Source organism: Saccharospirillum sp., assembly GCF_040881935.1.
GTDB lineage: Bacteria > Pseudomonadota > Gammaproteobacteria > Pseudomonadales > Natronospirillaceae > Saccharospirillum.
Map to the genome: position 1 here is coordinate 1 of NZ_JBBECH010000064.1, position 18401 is coordinate 18401.

At 50.3% G+C, this 18401-nt stretch carries 21 protein-coding genes; 4 read left to right on the top strand and 17 right to left on the bottom strand.

All coding sequences use genetic code 11. The features are described from left to right. Positions 1–172: 172 nt before the first annotated feature. The 9 genes from WEB54_RS12035 to prfC form a co-directional block, all read right to left on the bottom strand. Positions 173–574, bottom strand: coding sequence for a ClpXP protease specificity-enhancing factor (locus WEB54_RS12035; RefSeq protein ID WP_368055913.1), 402 nt, complete (start codon positions 572–574; stop codon positions 173–175). After that, on the bottom strand, positions 574–1203 hold the full coding sequence (locus WEB54_RS12040) for a glutathione S-transferase N-terminal domain-containing protein (protein WP_368053351.1): 630 nt from the start codon (positions 1201–1203) through the stop codon (positions 574–576). The genes WEB54_RS12035 and WEB54_RS12040 overlap by 1 nt, the downstream gene beginning before the upstream one ends. 92 nt (positions 1204–1295) lie before the next feature. Next, positions 1296–2051: a cytochrome c1 gene (locus WEB54_RS12045; protein ID WP_368053349.1), complete on the bottom strand. Its 756-nt coding sequence runs from the start codon at positions 2049–2051 to the stop codon at positions 1296–1298. After that, entirely contained in the window at positions 2048–3274 is a 1227-nt protein-coding gene (locus tag WEB54_RS12050) for a cytochrome bc complex cytochrome b subunit (RefSeq protein ID WP_368053347.1), read from the bottom strand. Before WEB54_RS12050 ends, WEB54_RS12045 begins: the two co-directional genes overlap by 4 nt. Next, a complete protein-coding gene (gene petA, locus WEB54_RS12055) occupies positions 3274–3867 on the bottom strand; it encodes a ubiquinol-cytochrome c reductase iron-sulfur subunit (RefSeq protein WP_368053345.1) in 594 nt (197 codons plus the stop codon). The genes WEB54_RS12050 and petA overlap by 1 nt, the downstream gene beginning before the upstream one ends. Positions 3868–4098: 231 nt before the next feature. Next, positions 4099–4494, bottom strand: coding sequence for a 30S ribosomal protein S9 (gene rpsI / locus WEB54_RS12060; protein WP_368053343.1), 396 nt, complete (start codon positions 4492–4494; stop codon positions 4099–4101). An 11-nt stretch (positions 4495–4505) separates the two neighbouring features. Beyond that, a complete protein-coding gene (gene rplM / locus WEB54_RS12065) occupies positions 4506–4934 on the bottom strand; it encodes a 50S ribosomal protein L13 (RefSeq protein ID WP_127559511.1) in 429 nt (142 codons plus the stop codon). Positions 4935–5075: 141 nt separating this feature from the next. After that, positions 5076–5408, bottom strand: a complete 333-nt coding sequence (locus WEB54_RS12070) for a hypothetical protein (protein WP_368053341.1) — start codon at positions 5406–5408, stop codon at positions 5076–5078. A 70-nt stretch (positions 5409–5478) separates the two neighbouring features. Then, on the bottom strand, positions 5479–7056 hold the full coding sequence (prfC, locus tag WEB54_RS12075; protein ID WP_368053339.1) for a peptide chain release factor 3: 1578 nt from the start codon (positions 7054–7056) through the stop codon (positions 5479–5481). A 144-nt stretch (positions 7057–7200) separates the two neighbouring features. Between prfC and cmoA the strand changes: the two genes are divergently transcribed. Both cmoA and cmoB read left to right on the top strand, forming a co-directional pair. Then, positions 7201–7959, top strand: a complete 759-nt coding sequence (gene cmoA / locus WEB54_RS12080) for a carboxy-S-adenosyl-L-methionine synthase CmoA (protein ID WP_368053337.1) — start codon at positions 7201–7203, stop codon at positions 7957–7959. A gap of 4 nt (positions 7960–7963) precedes the next feature. Further along, complete coding sequence (gene cmoB, locus WEB54_RS12085; protein ID WP_368055916.1) at positions 7964–8968, top strand: tRNA 5-methoxyuridine(34)/uridine 5-oxyacetic acid(34) synthase CmoB; 1005 nt, start codon at positions 7964–7966, stop codon at positions 8966–8968. Between the two features lie 166 nt (positions 8969–9134). On the opposite strand, the gene WEB54_RS12090 is transcribed toward cmoB, so the two are convergent. The 8 genes from WEB54_RS12090 to WEB54_RS12125 form a co-directional block, all read right to left on the bottom strand. Further along, positions 9135–9491: a 5-carboxymethyl-2-hydroxymuconate Delta-isomerase gene (locus tag WEB54_RS12090; RefSeq protein ID WP_368055917.1), complete on the bottom strand. Its 357-nt coding sequence runs from the start codon at positions 9489–9491 to the stop codon at positions 9135–9137. 12 nt (positions 9492–9503) lie between these two features. Then, positions 9504–10967: a glutamine synthetase family protein gene (locus WEB54_RS12095; protein WP_368055919.1), complete on the bottom strand. Its 1464-nt coding sequence runs from the start codon at positions 10965–10967 to the stop codon at positions 9504–9506. Positions 10968–11028: 61 nt separating this feature from the next. Then, the gene (locus WEB54_RS12100) at positions 11029–12348 is read right to left on the bottom strand and encodes a Rieske 2Fe-2S domain-containing protein (RefSeq protein ID WP_368055921.1); all 1320 of its coding nucleotides are present in this window, start codon (positions 12346–12348) and stop codon (positions 11029–11031) included. 43 nt (positions 12349–12391) lie between these two features. Beyond that, a complete protein-coding gene (locus WEB54_RS12105) occupies positions 12392–13624 on the bottom strand; it encodes an NAD(P)/FAD-dependent oxidoreductase (RefSeq protein ID WP_368055923.1) in 1233 nt (410 codons plus the stop codon). Further along, positions 13621–13953, bottom strand: a complete 333-nt coding sequence (locus tag WEB54_RS12110) for a ferredoxin (protein WP_368055925.1) — start codon at positions 13951–13953, stop codon at positions 13621–13623. The genes WEB54_RS12105 and WEB54_RS12110 overlap by 4 nt, the downstream gene beginning before the upstream one ends. 21 nt (positions 13954–13974) lie before the next feature. Beyond that, positions 13975–15282, bottom strand: a complete 1308-nt coding sequence (locus tag WEB54_RS12115; RefSeq protein WP_368055927.1) for a TRAP transporter large permease — start codon at positions 15280–15282, stop codon at positions 13975–13977. Positions 15283–15299: 17 nt separating this feature from the next. Next, a complete protein-coding gene (locus tag WEB54_RS12120) occupies positions 15300–15788 on the bottom strand; it encodes a TRAP transporter small permease (RefSeq protein WP_368055929.1) in 489 nt (162 codons plus the stop codon). A 24-nt stretch (positions 15789–15812) separates the two neighbouring features. After that, positions 15813–16841, bottom strand: a complete 1029-nt coding sequence (locus WEB54_RS12125) for a TRAP transporter substrate-binding protein (protein ID WP_368055931.1) — start codon at positions 16839–16841, stop codon at positions 15813–15815. A 437-nt stretch (positions 16842–17278) separates the two neighbouring features. Between WEB54_RS12125 and WEB54_RS12130 the strand changes: the two genes are divergently transcribed. Next, positions 17279–18049 carry an IclR family transcriptional regulator gene (locus tag WEB54_RS12130; RefSeq protein ID WP_368055933.1) on the top strand — a complete coding sequence of 257 codons (771 nt, stop codon included), beginning with the start codon at positions 17279–17281 and terminating at the stop codon, positions 18047–18049. A gap of 151 nt (positions 18050–18200) precedes the next feature. Continuing rightward, a partial coding sequence (locus WEB54_RS12135) for a hypothetical protein (protein WP_368055935.1) occupies positions 18201–18401 on the top strand: 201 nt, incomplete at its 3' end.

The following is an 18401-nucleotide window of genomic DNA, read 5'->3' on the forward strand; positions in this document are numbered from 1 at the left end:
TCTGGCATCCGAGCCGGTTGGAGCCGCTGTTCGGTGACAGCGGAGGCGCATTATAGGGACTGAGTTCTCAGGGTCAACGCCTTTAAGGACTTTCTTCTGAACTTTCTTAAAAACAAAAAAGCGCCCCGAGGGCGCCTTTTACTATTGTGCATTCAACTGGCAGCAGGCGGCGTTACTTAACCACTCGCAACGACGGTTTCTTGCTACCACCTTCGTCACTGCCACCCGGCGTGTCATCCGGATCCGGATCATCCGGCGCTTCGAGATCAAATCCCATGCCCTGACCATTCTCTTTGGCAAAGATCGCCATAATGGAAGACATGGGCGCTCTGACCAATGTAGGCACACCGGAAAACCGGGCACTGAATTCAACCCAGCGGTTGTCGAGCACCAGCTCCCTGACAGCGGAAGGTGCGATATTCAGAGTGATCTGACCATCCCGAACAAATTGCACAGGCACTTCAACACCCGGGAAGTCGGCTGCAATCACCAAATAAGGGGTGCAGTTGTTGTCGACGATCCACTGATGGAAAGCCCTGAGCATATAGGGTTTGTTGGAGGTCATTTCACTCATCAGTCGCGCATCTCCTGCTCGACCTCAGACAAACTGATCTGGAACGATTCGCGCTCAAACAGCCGCTCCATGTATTTATGGATCGGCTTGGCCTGCTTTTCAGTCAACTCAATGCCAAGGGATGGTAAACGCCACAGGATCGGCGCAACACAGCAATCCACCAGAGTGAATTCCTCGCTCATGAAAAACGGTTTTTCATCGAACAGAGGCGCAATGGCCAGCAGGCTTTCACGCAACTCTTTACGCGCCTTAGTGACACTGTCTTTACTCTTGGCAGCAACGATAACATCGACCTTGTCGCACCAGTCGCGCTGGATGCGGGCCATGTACTGACGGCTTTCGGCCCGGGCAACCGGGTAGACCGGCAACAACGGCGGGTGTGGGAAGCGCTCGTCGAGGTATTCCATCATCACGTAGTGTTCAAACAACGTCAGATCACGGTCGACCAGCGTCGGCAGAGAGTTGTAGGGGTTGATGTCGGCAATCTCCTGGGGCATGTCATCCGGATCGACGTCTTTGATGTCGACCGCTACGCCCTTTTCCGCCAAAACAATACGCACCCTGTGGCTGTATTGACTGGCTGGATCGGAGTAAAAAGTCATGGAAGAACGTTTGGCAACGACGCCCATTAGATACTCTCCTCGATGTAAAAACACCCTGATACAAGACAAAACAAGCGCGGACCAGCCGCGCTTATCAAAAATGGCACTCGGCAGTCACCTTAGTGAATGTCTTTCCACAACTCGCGATACAGCAATTGACCAATGACCAGGAAGACGGCCAGGAATGCAAACACCATCCAGCCTATACGCTCGCGATCACCGGCATAGGGCTCGCCCATATAATCCAGGAAATTTACCAGATCATAGATGGTCTCGTCGTACTCTGCCTTGGTCTGAGAACCCTCAACGGCGTAATTCTCACAGCCACCATCGGTGATGAGGTTACCGGTCAACGGGTCAAAACGACGGTCGCTAACAGCATGGGGTGCTTCAGCACACAAACCCTGGAGTTCCATCAATACGTGCGGCATACCGACGTTGGCAAAGACCGAGTTATTAACACCCAGCGGACGGCTATCGTCCTGGTAGAAGCCACGCAGATAAGTATACAGCCAATCTTCACCTCGAACCCGGGCGACCAGCGTTAGATCCGGCGGTGCCGCACCAAACCAGTCGGCACCATCATCATACGCCATGGAATTTTCCATCAGCGAACCGATGGCGGCATCAGTAAAGATCAGGTTTTCCGCGAAGATCTCTTCGGGAATATCCAGATCGGCCGCGACCCGGTTGTAACGGGCATATTCCAGTGAGTGACAGGCCATACAGTAGTTCATGTAGGTCTGCACACCGCGCTGCAATGAGGCTTTATCGGTGATGTCGGTCTCGATGTGATCCAACTCAACCTCGGCACCGGCGGCCAGGGCCACCAGTGGAGAGATGCTCAATATGAGAGACAGGAACAGTTTCTTCATTTCGCTGACACCCTCTCCGGTACGGGTTTGGTGGTTTCCATGCGCGTGTAAATCGGCATCAGCAAGAAGAAGCCGAAATAGATCACGGAGCCAATGCGGGCCAACCAGGTATTCAGGTCGTTTACCGGCTGACCACCCAGATAAGTCAACATGATAAAGGCCAGAGCAAACACAACGATCGCTGTTTTGCTCATCCAGCCTTTGTAGCGCCAGCTCAGTACCGGGCTCTTGTCCAGCCAGGGCAGGATGAAGAGAATGGCAATGGCAGCACCCATGGCGATAACACCCATCAACTTGTCAGGCACGGCCCGCAAGATGGAGTAGAAAGCACCGTAGTACCAGGTTGGCGCAATGTGCTCTGGCGTTTTCAGCGGATTCGCCGGTTCGAAGTTGGCGTGTTCAAGGAAGTAGCCACCCATTTCCGGGAAGAAGAAGATCACACCGCAGAACACAAACAGGAAGAGGATGATCATCGGCAGCTTGCCGAGGGTGTAGTACGGATGGAACGGAATGCCGTCTAGCGGTTTACCCTGCTCATCTTTATGCTTCTTGATGTCGATACCGTCGGGATTGTTCGAACCCACTTCGTGTAGCGCCAAAATGTGCAGTACGACCAACAGTGCCAGCACCAGCGGCAAGGCGATAACGTGCAGCGCAAAGAAGCGGTTCAGAGTAATACCGGAAATCAGGAAGTCACCCCGGATCCACTCAGTCAGACCATCACCAATGACCGGAATGGCGCCGAACAGGGAGATGATCACCTGGGCTCCCCAGTAGGACATCTGCCCCCAGGGCAGAACATAACCCATAAAGCCTTCTGCCATCAGTACCAGATAGATGAACATACCAAATACCCAGATCAGTTCACGGGGCTTTTTGTACGAACCGTACATAATGCCGCGGAACATGTGCAGGTAGACGACAATAAAGAAGAAAGAAGCACCTGTAGAGTGCATGTAGCGAATCAACCACCCCATCTCGACATCGCGCATGATGTATTCGACGGAGAGAAAGGCTTCATCGGCACTGGGTACGAACGACATGGTCAGCCAAATCCCAGTCAGGATCTGGTTGGCAAATACCAGTGTCGCCAGCAACCCGAACACGTACCAAAAGTTCAGGTTAACCGGGGCGTAGTACTTGGACATGTGCTTTTCATAGGCATTGGTGACCGGCAAACGCTGGTCGAGCCATTGCATGAAGGCTGGCTTGTTAGTACTCATCAGGCAGTATCCTCACCAATGGTTAGCATGGACCCTTCGATCATATGCGGAGGCACCACCAGATTGGTTGGGGCGGGTACACCGCTGAACACACGACCGGCCATATCAAAACGGGAACCGTGACAGGGGCAAAAGAAACCACCCATCCAGTTCTCGTCGAACGACTGAGGCTCAACACTCGGGATAAACTGGGGTGAGCACCCAAGGTGAGTACAGACACCTTCAATCACCAGCAAATCCTCGGAGCGAGACCGAGCAGGATTCTGCGCGTACTCAGGCTGCTGCGACGCCACTTCCGACCGAGGGTCTGACAGGCGGTCTAATAGTTCTTCGTTTTCCAGGGTGGCAATGACCTCTTCGGTACGCCGAACAACAAAAATCGGCTTGCCGCGCCATTCAACAATGCGCATTTCGCCGGGTTCGAGCCTACTGATATCAACGGTCACCGGAGCCCCGATCGCCTTCGCTCTCTCACTGGGAAACCAGGAGCGGACGAACGGGGTTGCAACTCCAACCGCGCCTACGGCACCCATGGCACCGGTCGCGATATAGAGAAAGCGGCGCCGACCCTTATTTACGCCGTCTTGCGTCATTATTAGGTCCTCTGTCTGAAGGTAGAAAAATACGGGGTAGTTTCCACAAAATGACGGGAATACTAAAGAATTACACTCCCACTGACAAGAAAACCCTTCGTCTTACAGGGGTATTGGCAGGGGGCCAGGCGCAGTCAGCGACTTTCCCGATCATGGTGTCGGCTGGTGGTGCGACAAACAAAAACGCCCGGACAAGTCCGGGCGTTTTGAAAGCAAGGCCATCCAGTGCGATTAACGCTTGGAGTATTGCGGACGCTTACGCGCCTTGTGCAGACCCACTTTCTTACGTTCAACCATCCGAGCGTCGCGGGTTACATAACCGGCGGCACGCAGTTGCTTGCGCAGTGTCTCGTCGTAGACCATCAGGGCACGAGTGATGCCGTGACGAATCGCACCGGCCTGACCGTTGGCACCGCCACCAGCAACGCTGATGATGATGTCGAACTTGTCAGTCAGCTCAACCAGTTCCAGCGGCTGACGAACGATCATGCGTGACGTTTCACGACCAAAGTACACATCCAGAGGGCGCTTGTTGACGCTGATCTGGCCAGTACCCGGACGCAGGTAGACACGTGCGGCTGAGGTTTTGCGGCGACCTGTACCGTAATATTGCTGAATTGCTGTCATGTCGCTCCCCATTAAATCTTCAGTTCTTTGGGCTGTTGTGCAGTATGCGGATGATCGACACCGGCATACACCTTCAGCTTCTTCAGCATGGCACGGCCGAGCGGATTCCGGGGAATCATGCCTTTAACCGCCAGTTCGATCACACGCTCAGGCTTGTGGTCGATCATTTTTTCGAAGCTCATAGACTTCAGGCCACCCGGGTACCCGGTGTGGCGGTGATACATTTTTTGCTTGGTCTTGCGACCAGTCACAGCCACTTTCTCGGCGTTGATCACGACGATGTAATCGCCGGTATCCACGTGAGGTGTGAACTCTGCTTTATGCTTGCCGCGCAAACGACGAGCAATTTCGGTCGACAAGCGACCTAACGTTTGGCCTTGGGCATCGACTACGTACCAGTCGCGCTTTACTTCAGCCGGTTTTGCTACAAAAGTTTTCATTTAACTCCGCCTAATAAAAGTGGGGGGCTCAGGGGCAGTTAATCCGAAATAAGGGCGCGGATAGTAAAGAACAAACTACCCCTTTGCAAGCGCCTTCGCTCAAATATTATTCAAAAACCGGGACCGGACTGAGCCGACCTATTACAACCCGTCACCACTGACGGAGGGGGTCACTTTCGAAAAACGTACCAAGCCAACGCCCAGGCCGGTAATACAGCCGAACACGGTCGCCAGCATGCCGATCACGGTCTCAGGTTCCAGTCCGTCTTCCAGGTTCAACGCGAAGCGGGTCACACCCCAGAAATAAGCCAGGCTGGCCACCAGAAAGGTCAGCATCAGCATGCTGATCACCCAGTAGCCTTTGGCGTCATACAGCCGCAACCCGCTTTTACTCACCCGGCCATGAAGCAGGGTGAACAGACTGGTCGATGCACCCGTTATGATCAGCGTCAGTGCCACCAGGTAGATAATCATACCTTACCTCCGGGTTTCATGAGGCCACCTGTCGTGCAGCGACCGCCATGAACTGCTGTCAGACCCGAGCTCAGTGCTCCCGCGTTTTCCGGAAAGCAATGTCCGGGTGCCGTTCCTGCGCCATTTGCAGGTTCACCATCGTCGGTGCCACATAGGCCAGGTTGTCACCGCCATCCAGTGCCAGGTTATCGTAGGCCTTATCGCGGAATTGCTCCAGTTTGCGCGGGTCGGCACACTCAACCCAGCGCGCGGTGGCTACGCTGATCGGCTCGTAAACTGCATCAACCTTGTATTCCGACTTCAACCGCTGCGCAACAACGTCAAATTGCAGCATACCCACGGCACCGACGATCAGGTCATTGTTCTTCAACGGACGAAACACCTGCACCGCCCCCTCTTCGGACAACTGCATCAGGCCTTTCTGCAATTGCTTGGCCTTGAGCGGATCGCGCAGGCGAATGCGACGGAACAGCTCGGGCGCGAAGTTCGGGATGCCCGAAAACTTGACCATTTCACCCTGAGTAAAGGTATCGCCGATCTGTATGGTGCCGTGGTTGTGCAGCCCGATGATGTCGCCGGGCCAGGCTTCCTCAACCGCTGAACGGTCACCGGCCAGAAACGTCAGAGCATCGGAAATGCGCACATCCTTGCCGGTTCGGACGTGCTTCATCTTCATGCCTTTCTCGTACTTACCGGACACAATGCGCAAGAAGGCAACACGGTCGCGGTGGTTCGGGTCCATGTTTGCCTGAATTTTGAACACAAAACCGGAGAAGTTAGTCTCACTGGCATCAACGACCCGCTCATCGGTGGCCCGTGGCTGGGGGTTCGGTGCCCACTCGACCAGGCCATCCAGCATATGGTCGACACCAAAATTACCCAGAGCCGTGCCAAAAAATACCGGTGTCAGCTGGCCAGCCAGAAACTCTTCCAGATCAAACTTGTTGGCCGCGGCGAGCAGCTCCACATCCTGGCGCAGCTCATCGGCATACTCGCCCAGTGCTGCATCCAACTCGGGGTTGTCGAGCCCTTTGATCACCCGACGCTCCTGAATGGTGTGGCCTTGGCCGCCCTGGTACAGCAGCACCTCACCCGTAAGCAGGTGATAGACACCTTTGAACTGCTTACCCTGCCCAATTGGCCAGGTGATGGGCGCACAACTGATCTTGAGGATATTCTCGACTTCATCCATCAGCTCGATCGGCTCGCGAATGTCCCGGTCGAGTTTGTTCATAAAGGTCAGCACCGGCGTTTCACGCATTCGGGCGACATCCATCAGCTTGATGGTCCGGTCCTCGACGCCCTTGGCGGCGTCGATCACCATCAGACAGGAGTCGACCGCGGTCAGGGTGCGATAGGTGTCTTCGGAGAAATCCTCGTGGCCCGGGGTATCTAGCAGATTAACCAGTTTATCCATATACGGAAACTGCATCACCGAGGTGGTGATCGAGATACCCCGGTCTTTTTCCATCTCCATCCAGTCCGACTTGGCGTGCTGGCCGGACTTCTTACCCTTCACGGTACCGGCCGTTTGCAGGGCCTTCCCGAACAGAAGTACTTTTTCAGTAATCGTGGTCTTACCGGCATCAGGGTGCGAAATGATGGCAAAGGTATGACGTTTTAAGACTTCTTCAGCAATGGTGCTCATAGATAAGCGGCATTTCCCAGTCAAAGCGGTTCGAATTGCGGCGCATTATACCGCTCGCTGCCTGATTTTCGACCATGGGGGCGCAGATAGTCGCTCGACCATGTAAAATGTCTCCACTTTTAACCTACAGCGACCTACCCGACCATGACCCATCGCCAGCCACCCGGCTCTGAACAGCCCGCCAGAGACATGATCTACGCCAGTGATCACGGCCAGGTCGCCGACTTCAGGTTCGACGACACCGTCGCCCGCGTGTTCCCGGACATGATCAAGCGCTCGGTTCCGGGCTACAGCCACATCATCGGCATGATCGGCATCCTCGCCGAGCAATACGCCCAACCGAACAGCCGACTCTATGACCTGGGCAGCTCCCTCGGCGCCGCCAGTCTGGCCATGCGCCACAGGGTGCACGCCCCGGGCGCTGTGATTGTCGCTGTCGACAACAGCGAAGCCATGCTCCAGCGCAGCCGCGATTTTCTGGAAAGTGAGGACTTGCCAACACCGGTCCAGACACTCTGCGCGGACATCACCTCGCTGACACTGGAAAACGCCTCATTCGTTGTGCTGAACTTCACGCTGCAGTTCATACCGCTGGAACAACGCCAGGCGACCCTGCAACGGATCTACGATGGCATGCTGCCCGGCGCGGCGCTGGTATTGTCTGAAAAACTGCGCTTCCCGGACCCGGTTCAGGACCAACTGCTGATCCAGCACCACCACGACTTCAAACGCGCCAACGGCTACAGCGATCTGGAAATCAGCCAGAAGCGTCAGGCCATCGAACGCATCTTATTGCCGGAAACCGCCGAAGACCACCTGCAGCGGCTCGACGCCGTCGGCTTCAGCACCGCCACCCTCTGGTTTCAGAGTTTCAACTTCGCTTCCTTTCTCGCCATCAAGTGACCGCATGATTGACTACCGCCCCTTTATCGACACCCTAACCGGAACGCCACTGGCCGTTTGGCAGGCACCGCTGCAAATTCAGCTGGATGAACTGTTCGCCAACCTCAACGACGGCAACCTGCCCCGTTTCCTGGCCTTCATTAAACAGTTGCCAGCTATAGATGACATTACATTTGATCCGGACAGCGTCAATCTCTCAACAACCGCCAAATTGAACGATGAGGATCAGTCACAACTGGACCAGGCGCTGCGCGGCTTGATTCCCTGGCGCAAAGGCCCCTTCCAGGTATTCGGCACCCACATCGATTCGGAATGGCGTTGCGATTTGAAGTGGGCGCGGGTTACACCGCACCTGGGCGATTTGAGCGGACGTTGTGTGCTGGATGTTGGCAGTGGCAATGGCTATTACGGCTGGCGCATAAAAGCCGCAGGCGCAAGAATAGTCGCCGGCATTGACCCGTCCTGGTTATCGGTTGTGCAGCACCTGGCTATTAACAACTACGTGGGCGATGCCAGCCACACCGTATTGCCGTTCACACTTGAAGCGATGACACCGGATCTCGAAGCTTTCGATACCGTCTTTTCCATGGGCGTACTCTACCACCGCCGCTCACCGCTCGATCATCTCGCCGAACTGCGCGCCGCACTCAGACCGGGGGGCGAACTGGTGCTGGAAACGTTGGTTGTAGACGGTAACGAACGCGAGGCATTTGTGCCTCCCGGTCGCTACGCCCGCATGAACAATGTCTGGTTTTTACCAAGCCCAAAAGCACTGGCACACTGGCTGGAAAAATCCGGATTTGAAGATGTGCACATCGCTGATGTGACCCCGACGACGACAGAAGAACAACGCACCACCGAATGGAAGCCCGGTCAGTCGTTAACCGATTACCTCAATTTGAACAATACTTCCGAAACCATTGAGGGCCACCCTGCACCTTTGCGGGCGACATTGGTTGCTACCAAACCGGCCGGTGCAAAGCGACTGCGGAGGTATTACCTGGATTAAGCGTATAACAACCCATGCAACCCGAAAATAGGGTCAAACACATCGTTGCATTGAAACCCGTCACAGAGGCTCAAGATCATATGATATTAGGCCGGTTTAACCGGTCGGTAGGCTAACGTAACACAAAACAAGTGCACCCACCGCTACTCACGAAAATTTTCTGAATTCAGTCAGCCTCATTGACCAAGAGGCGTTTTTTATAGGCTACAGGGTTCATATCCCTGACATCGATACTGATACTGCTAATCTCTGGCAGCAGGTGAGCTAAACAGTTCCTAACCTCTATCGCTACCCTCTCTTTCTGCTGATCAGTCCTGCCCTGAAGTAAGCACACAGTAACATGAATGAAGTTACCTTTGTTTTCATATAACCTGTAGTGATCGTAAGCTATTGCTCTTACTTTCACATCTTCGGCTTGCATAACCTCACTTTGTACGGCTGCTTCAAAAACACCTTCCATTACATCCACTACATCCACCGTTTCTTCAACTATCCGAGCGTACTCAATTACAAAGTGAGGCATATCGTATACATCCTAGAATAAAGTAAAATATTCGCGTTCTTCCCAGTCAGTAATAGTATGGAGAAAGCGATCCCATTCTGCTTGTTTTAATCGTGCGTAGTACGTTACAAATTCCTTACCGATTTGTTGTGAGTAGAACTCTCCTGACGAGAAGGCGTTCAATGCATCCTGCAGACACGAAGGCAGCTGTTTCGCGACACTAGTAGACCGATTTGATACAGCAGGCGGAGGGTCTAATTGACTCATCAACCCATCCATACCACTTAAGATCTGCGATGTAATATATAGATAGGGGTTCGCCGCCGGCTCTCCTATTCGGTTCTCGATTCGGCTCGCCTTGTCGCCTGGTTTCGCCAAACAACGGACCATGGCACCACGGTTATCCTGTCCCCACTGAATGCGATCGGGAGCCAGGCTCATAGGCATATATCGTTTATAGCCATTAATGGTTGGGGTAGAAAAAATACAGCTTTCTTCGGCATGAGCGAGGATACCTGCAATCCAGTGTAAGCCGGTCTTTGATATCGCCTCTCCAGCATCCGGGATAAAGACGTTTTCCTTAGTATCGATGTCAATAAGAGATTGGTGTAGATGCCAACCACTGGCTAGGGCCTCCTTGAACTTAGGTCGACACATGAACGTCGCATGCAGTCCATGCCGGGCGCACACCTGTTTCACCATAGAGCGGAACATGATCATATTATCGGCTTGCTCCAACGCAGGCCGTGGATCAAATGTGACCTCGAACTGACTCGGCCCAAACTCGATCTCTAGTGACCTTATAGGTAAGCCTAACCCCTCTGCATTTCTGCGTATAAGGTCGAAAACCGCCTCAGCCTGGTCATAACAATTCTCTGTGAGATACTGATACCCTGCAGTTATCAATTCGGTAGGAGGTGGATTGCCAGGCGTAGCCATCGCATTGGGTGAAACCTGATTATCAGACTTCTTGAAGACATGAAACTCAACCTCTAGGCCCGCAATAAACTCAAGACCCATACCATTGAGTCGACCCTGTGCTTCTCTCAATATTGCGCGAGTCGATAAAGCAACAGGTTCACCACTGGCATGGTACAAATCAGCCAATACCCACCCAGTATGAGTCGACCAGGGTAGTATCTTAAAGGTACTGGGGTCGGGCAACATCAGAACATCACCGGCACCCGTCATATTACCTTCTCCAAACCCTGCATCATCATCCCAAACATTAAATACCGTCAGGTGGGAGGTATCCTTTAGAAGCATGGTAGAAGTCATAGTGATGCCACTGTCGAATGCCGACTTCAAGGCACTAGCAGCTATCGTTTTTCCACGTAGTACGCCGTGTTGATCGACAAATGAAACCCGCACCACCTCTACTTTATTGGACAGTGCTTCCTCTAGCGCAAGGTTACGGTCCTCGAACTGCTTCTTAGTCCAAAGTTTGTGCATACCTGCAAATCCCGACTTTTCAACTTCGCTCGATGCGTCAGTCATAAAAACCTCTTCAAATTCTGTCACCCCAGGAACCAGAGCTCAGTGGGAGCACCGTTAAGACCTAGAGTTCCGATTCCCACGTACATGCCTTTCGACGGTCGCTGTCGCGTTTCTTCCAGGACGATTCCCAATCACTAGTCGGTGCCACTGCATCTACCGCTATGGGCCCAGTAATAAGCTCTACCTCTGCTTTACTGCCATACAACGGGAGCGTACTACGATCGCCACCTTGAGAAAGCACCTTCATGGCTTTTATCAGCTTCCTCCGATGTAGGATAATGGCTCTGTCAGTCGTCGCTAAATGTTCGTTTGTTCGATCTTGAATACGGCCCATTGACTCACAGGCCCATTGATCATGAACATTAATATCCATACCCATGCCAGTCCAGGTTTGCTTGTCTTGCTCCTCTCGGCTATACCCATATTCATTACGTTTGTTACGAATAGGCGCGTAATCGGGCAACGTATGCTCTTTCAAGCGCTGATCTCGCATCTTCTCTTTATCAACAGGATCCGTAAAACTGGTAAACATCGAAAACCAAAAACAGTTTTCATCGTCGATCGGTACGTGCCATTGGGTAATATTCATGTCATTGGACATCGGTATAGTAATCGCGCAGGGAAATATCTGATTAGTTAATCTGACGTGACTTTGACCATTTTTCAGGTCTCTAAGGGCGATCATACGCATACCGAAATCGGTTTCTTCAATCTGTATTTCAGGTTGATCGAATTCTCGCAATATCTTTGTTATCGGGAAATCAGTATCTGCAGCTTTATCTCGAAATTGTTTACCATACTGATCTTCCGGGTCTTCATCTTCAAGAAATCGGTGCAAGAACGAAGCGTGTGCGGGATCAATCCCAACTTCTAGCGCCTGCAACCAGTTACACTCCCAAAGCCCTTTAAACGCAAATACATGTGAGGACGGCGCTTTAAAGCAGTCAAAATTTGGAAAAGCCGGTGGTTCACCATCTCCCAAAAACGCAAATATAACGCCATTAACCTCCTTTGTGGGATAGGAGTTAAGCTTCACATTTTTACACATTTTATTTGTTGGCTCTGCTGGCTGATCTATACACTGACCAGTTTCATCAAACTTCCAACCATGAAAAGGGCAGCGAACACCACCGTCCTCTACTCGCCCAAAGGTCAGATCAGCGCCCCGGTGCGGGCAATGGCGATCCATCAGAACCAACTGACTATCGTTGTTTCTATGTAGAGCGAGCCTTTCACCCAATAGATTAACGGGCACCACCGGACGGTCCGCCTCTAACTCCTCCGACAATGCGGCCGGCATCCAGTATTGGCGTAACAACTGACCTGCAGGCTGCTCTCTCCCCACTAATGTCAACTCATTATTTTTCTCTTGACTCATCATATGATTTAGACTCCTACTCCACTGCTGCAAGAGCAGTTGTTATTCAATTAAGTGTTTTCAACTTAGTATCAGAATCGACGACCAGGTCCTTTGAAACCACAGACTGATTCGTTACTAATTTACGAGCAGCAAGATGATCAGCAGGGCTATTCACCGAATCGACTCTAACGATTGCACCTGAGCGATAATAAATAAGGGAAAACTTATCACTCGCAACGTCTCCGCGAACGACCATGTCATCGTAGTCAAGAGTGTTGCCAGCAATCTGTAATTTTATGCCTACCTGATCAGTCCAAAACCATGGAGAAACCTGCTCCGGCAAAGGCTTTCCGGCTAAACGTGCAGCGATGATTTTTGCCTGGTCAACTGCAGTTTGAACGCACTCAGCTCTTGTTGGTTGACTGTCGTGCACTTGAACCCAAGAAGCGCAATCGCCTGCTGCTGAAATGAATGGGTCAGACGTTAAGCACGCTCTGTCAACCAAAATACCATCGTCACACTGCAACCCCGCGTCATTAGCTAATTGATCATTCACAGTGGTACCAATACCTAGAACGACCAGATCAGCGGTTAGCCTTTTTCCTGAATCCAGGTGTACATTGGTCGTGTTTCCCGAAACAGCAGAAATGGATTCGATCGTCGAGTTGAAAATGAAGTCTGTTCCAGTGGCCTTATGACGATTAACAAGAAAATCAGAGAGTTCCTTGGGTAAGATACGGGTAAGAACTCTACCGCTACGTGCAACAACAATGACATTCTTTCCCATCTTCGCTAACGTGGAGGCAACTTCAAGACTGACAAACCCCGCGCCATAAACAACTATTCTACTAGCTGTTTCTATAGCGCTTTTTACCGAGAGCGAATCACTGACTTCCCGGATGGTCACCACAGCTGGAAGGTCAACGCCGGGAATCGTAGGGTTTTTAGCAGAAGCCCCTGTTGTCAGTACTAAATGGTCATAGCCTATAACATCACTTTTCCCGTTTAAACCTGACTTCACCACTACAGATTTGGCATCACGGTCAATACTTAATACCCATCTATTCTGGAGCAGCTTTATCGATTTGCCGATAAAATAGTCAGCGTTCCGAAAAGCCATCCGTGAATAGTCTATACCGCCACTCAAGAACCCCTTAGACAGGGGTGGTTTTTGATACGGCAAACCCTGTTCGCCACTGATTAAGGTAATCGGTCTTTCGTAACCCAGGTCACGCAGTGAGATAGCCACCTGTACGCCCGCGTGCGAGGCTCCAACAATGACCACACCATGAGTCATGACTGGACCTCTGGAATTTGAAAGACTGCACCGTCCAGTTCTTCAGTAACTAAAAGTTGGCAGCTCAATCGACTGAACGGCTTACGTTCCGCTGCAGTCTCGCTCAACATTTCTTCCTCTTCCTCTTCAATCTCAGGAAGAATCAAAGCATTTGAATCATTGGAGTACACATGGCAGGTAGCACACATGCAGCTTCCACCGCATTCAGCATCTATTCCTTCAACATTATTGAAGATAGCAGTTTGCATAACACTTTGACCTAACTCTGCTTCAACTTCCTTTCTACTGCCGTCAGAAAGTTCAAAGCAAATAGTAATACTTTTGCTCATAACAATATGTCCAAAAATAGATTATAAACTTCCACTGCCGAATACACTGGGCAGCCATAGTGAAATTATCGGGAACGCCAATAGTATGGCGAGACGAACTAGGTCAGCCATAACAAATGGAATCACACCAAACATTATGTCTTTTGTTTTAAGCCCTTTGGCGGCACTTTGAACTACAAAAAGATTCATACCTACCGGCGGAGAAATGAGGCCAGTCTCAACTGTAACGACCGCAATGATTCCAAACCAAATAGGATCAAATCCACTGGCAACGACTACGGGGTAAAAAATTGGCACTGTTAGTAGAATCATCGCCAGACTTTCAAGAAAACACCCCATTATTACGTAGAAGATAATAATGGCTATCATGACCATCCAAGGACTCAGGTTGTATTGGTAGATCAGATCAACCATTTGATATGAAATCTGACTTACAGACAGCAAGAAGCCAAAGACTTCAGCACCGATCAAGATCAGAAAAATAGTTGCTGATACAGATACGGCCTCAACTACTGCTTCACGGTACTCCTCCCAACTAAGCCCTCTAAAAAGCGCAAACACAAGTGCTAAGCCTGCACCAACTCCTGCCGCTTCTGTTGGTGAAAACAGGCCACCATAAAGACCTCCCATTACCAATGAGAAAAGAAGCGCAACCGGTGCTAGTTGCTTCAGTGCAACCCAAAGAGTCGTGCCTTCAGTCTTGGTTTGCTCTGCAGTTGGTCGCCACTTACGTACCATGATGGTAACGGTGACCATATATAGTGAATAGGCTAATAGACCAGGCAGAAATCCGGCTAAAAACATATCTCCTACTGATTGCTCTGTTATCAATGAATACAATAACAGCGCCACTGAAGGTGGAATCATAATACCAAGAGTCCCACCCGCTGCCAGCGAGCCGGCTGCGAGCCGGGGGTGATAGCCCTGCTTCATCATTTCCGGGTAAGCTACTCGCGTCATAGTTGACGCTGTTGCGAGAGATGATCCTGATATTGCCGAAAAAGCTGCACTGCTACTGACTGCTGCCAGAGCGAGACCACCATTCCAACCTCGGGAAAAGTAGCGAGATGAATCGAACAGGTCTTTCGAGAAACCAGATCGGGCTGCAATACTCCCCATAAATAGAAAAAGGGGAATTAGCGTGAACGAATAATTTGATGAGACTTCAAATGCAGCCGTTTCAAGTACATTTAGAGCCGGGTCGATTCCAACAATCGCAGAAAACCCAAAGCCTCCTGCAAGAATCATAGCTAGACCAACCGGACAGCCCAAGGCAAGCAAAGCCAGAACACCAAGCAAACCAACGATACCAATAGATAATGGATCCATGTGTAAGTCCTTTGAATTTACTTGTTGGGGGTTAAGTCGCGTTCGCCTTTAATGGCTAACCACACCGCCGTGAGCACAATACAGATGCAGCAAATTGTTAGGACTCCATAAACCAGATAGAGCGGAATTTCCAGATCTTGAGAGACGTCCCCTCGCTTGAACATGGTGAGCATTTTGTGGAAAAACAAAAAACCTACAATTGCCGCAAAAGATGCCAACACTAAATCCCAAAGCCGGTCAAGAAACCGCTGTACGGGCACTGGCAAAACCCTCACAAGTAGATCAACTTTAACCATCCCACCCATTACTGCCCGCGGAAACGATGAGAAAACCATGATAGCAAGGGCGTAACTGACCAGTTCGATGGAACCAGGAAGAACCAAACTTAAAGTTCCCCCCGTTAAGTCAAAAATCAATCGACCCAGAACACTAGCAACCACGATGAAAACCATACTGCTTAATGAAAAAAAGGCGATTTTATCGAAAACGCTGATAAGTCGTTCCACGTCGATACTCCTGGCTAAGTCTTATTAAAGCTCAACTTCACACTCTTCAACGTACTCTCTAACGCTTGCAAGAGTCTCGCTACCAGGAAGTCCTTGATTGTCGAGCTGAGTCACATAGGCCTGTACAACCTTGTCCGCCGCAGATTGCCATTGAGCCTGCTCTTCTGGTGATAGCTGAGTAATGACTGCATCACTGGCCCGGATACTCTCTAGTGAAAGGACATCCGCATCGTCGTAACCACGACCAGCCGTTACTGCCCATTCCATGCCAGAGTTATCATCAATAACTTTTTTTAGATCTTCGGGAAGACTGTCATAACTATTTTTATTCATTGTTGTGACAAAGGCGAGCGAGTAGAAACCAAACTCCAAGTGATAATCTGTTACCTCACCGGTACGGAAACTTTGAATGGTTTCCCACGGAAACATATAGCCGTCAATGACACCTCGCTGAAGACCGGGGTATACTTCAGGAGCGGGCATCCCAATAGGTTCAGCACCTAGTTCGGTTAACAATTCGCCAATAACAGCCGTTGGTCGACGGATTTTAAGGCCTTTCAGATCCTCAAGTGAGGTAACTTGAGTCTCACGTGTATGTAGGTGACCTGGGCTGTGTGTGTGAACATAAAGCACTTTCGACTCCTTGTACTCCTCATCCAGCGCACCGCTGTTGTAGAGCTTCTGAAAAGCGCAAGAGCCTACAGCTCCCGTTTCAAACAGACCCGGTAGTTCCATCAGCTGACTTAACGGGAAACGCCCAGCGGTGTACCCCTGGACTGTCCACGCAATATCGGTAATACCTGACACAGCGTTGTCGTATCCTGCTGGTGCTCGACCCAGTGTTTGAGCTGGGTACACGGTCACCGCGATACGACCATCTGACTGCTCTTCAACAGCCTGTTTCCAGTCGTTAAAAATAACGTTCTGCTGCCAGCTGTTTTGGGGCATAAAATGAGCAAGATTCAGATTTACCTCAGCTGATTGGGCGTATGACGTACCAAATAAGGTACATGCGAGGGCTGATGCAGTGAGAATCTTCATCGCAGGTTTCATATTTTTTGACCTCTTCAAATAAAATTTACATTCTTTTTGGGCGATTATCGATCAAATGGTCTATTATCGTTCTTGATGGTAGAGTTTTAATCGATCGCTTGACCTATGTCAACACTTTGCAAAGAAGATGCTATTCAGAATTTTCCCGAAGGAAGAGAGCTAGTGCATGACTCACCTATTTGATCAGCAACTAGTTATTACTCTACATATAAGAGGCATTCTTATATGAAATCGAATGCCATTATTGATGTGTGTCTAAATTTACCTATCATCACTGATCAATGAAACAGCACCGTCAGCCAAAATATGGGGAATAATTCATGCACGAGGAAGTCAGAATTTTATTAAACTGTGGTCTAATAAATTAAACGAGAACTGCAGTAGTTGAAGAGTCTACGGTGGTGTAGTATCGATTAGCAGACATGTAGGGAAAGTAGATGAGCGAACAATTAACCCAGAAAGACATTTCCATGACCTTTGCCAAGGGGTTGCAAGTACTGACGGCATTTGACGCCAATGACCGGGAGTTGACCATACCGTCGATTGCAAAGAAGACAAAATTGAACAGGACAGTTGTTCGCCGCCTAGTATTGACACTTCAATACTATGGCTATTTAGAAAGTCGTAATCGAGTGTACCGACTAACACCACATATTCTTAGTTTGGCCAGCGGTTTTTTGCAAGGGCGAGACCTGGGGAAACATGTCACACCAATTATGAGGACTTTCTCTGATCAATTGAGTGAAGATATCTCTTTTGCAATGCTGGATATCGACCAAGCGATTTATGTTGCTCACTCACCAGGTGACTCTACTATGATCACGCAAGGTTTTACAGTTGGTACTAGACTTCCGCTACAAGCAACCGCAATTGGTAGAGCATTAATTGCATTCTCTAAACCAGAAACACAAGAGCACATCCTAGAGAGCGTCCCCCGCGTCCCTTTTACACCCGATACTATAGTTGAACTCGATAAATTAGGATGTGAGTTAGAAACCACAGTTAAGCAAGGTTTTGCACTAGTTAAAAATGAATTCGAACAAGGCGTAACATCACTTGCAGTGCCTGTATTAAGCGCCGACGGTGAGCTCATAGGCGCGCTTGGAATTGTTGGACCAAACCCTCGGTTTGAGGATGAGAAGATTCAAGTGGCAAGAATCAAAATCCTACAAAAATGTGCAAAACTAGTTGCCATTTATACGGGTTAGTATATGAATGTTTTTTGATATTTTGATTTTTTCATTAATCAGAATAATATTTACAGAACCACTTATGACCACCGCTCGCCACGTCGACCAACATTGATAGCCACAAATCCGACCAAGGTATAATGCCTAAGACGTTAATACCACGAATGAGTTGCAAGGATCAATTCATTGGCAAAATGCTGCAACATACTCGAATTCTCGGGTCACACAGTATTTCCCTGAAGACACGCAGCATAGTCCTGAGCCCGAGACTTACCTGGTTAACCCAGCGGCCATGGAAGACCGGCTGATTTTGACTGACCCCTATGCCGCCAGTGGCTATATCGGATTTGATTACTATACCGACTATCAG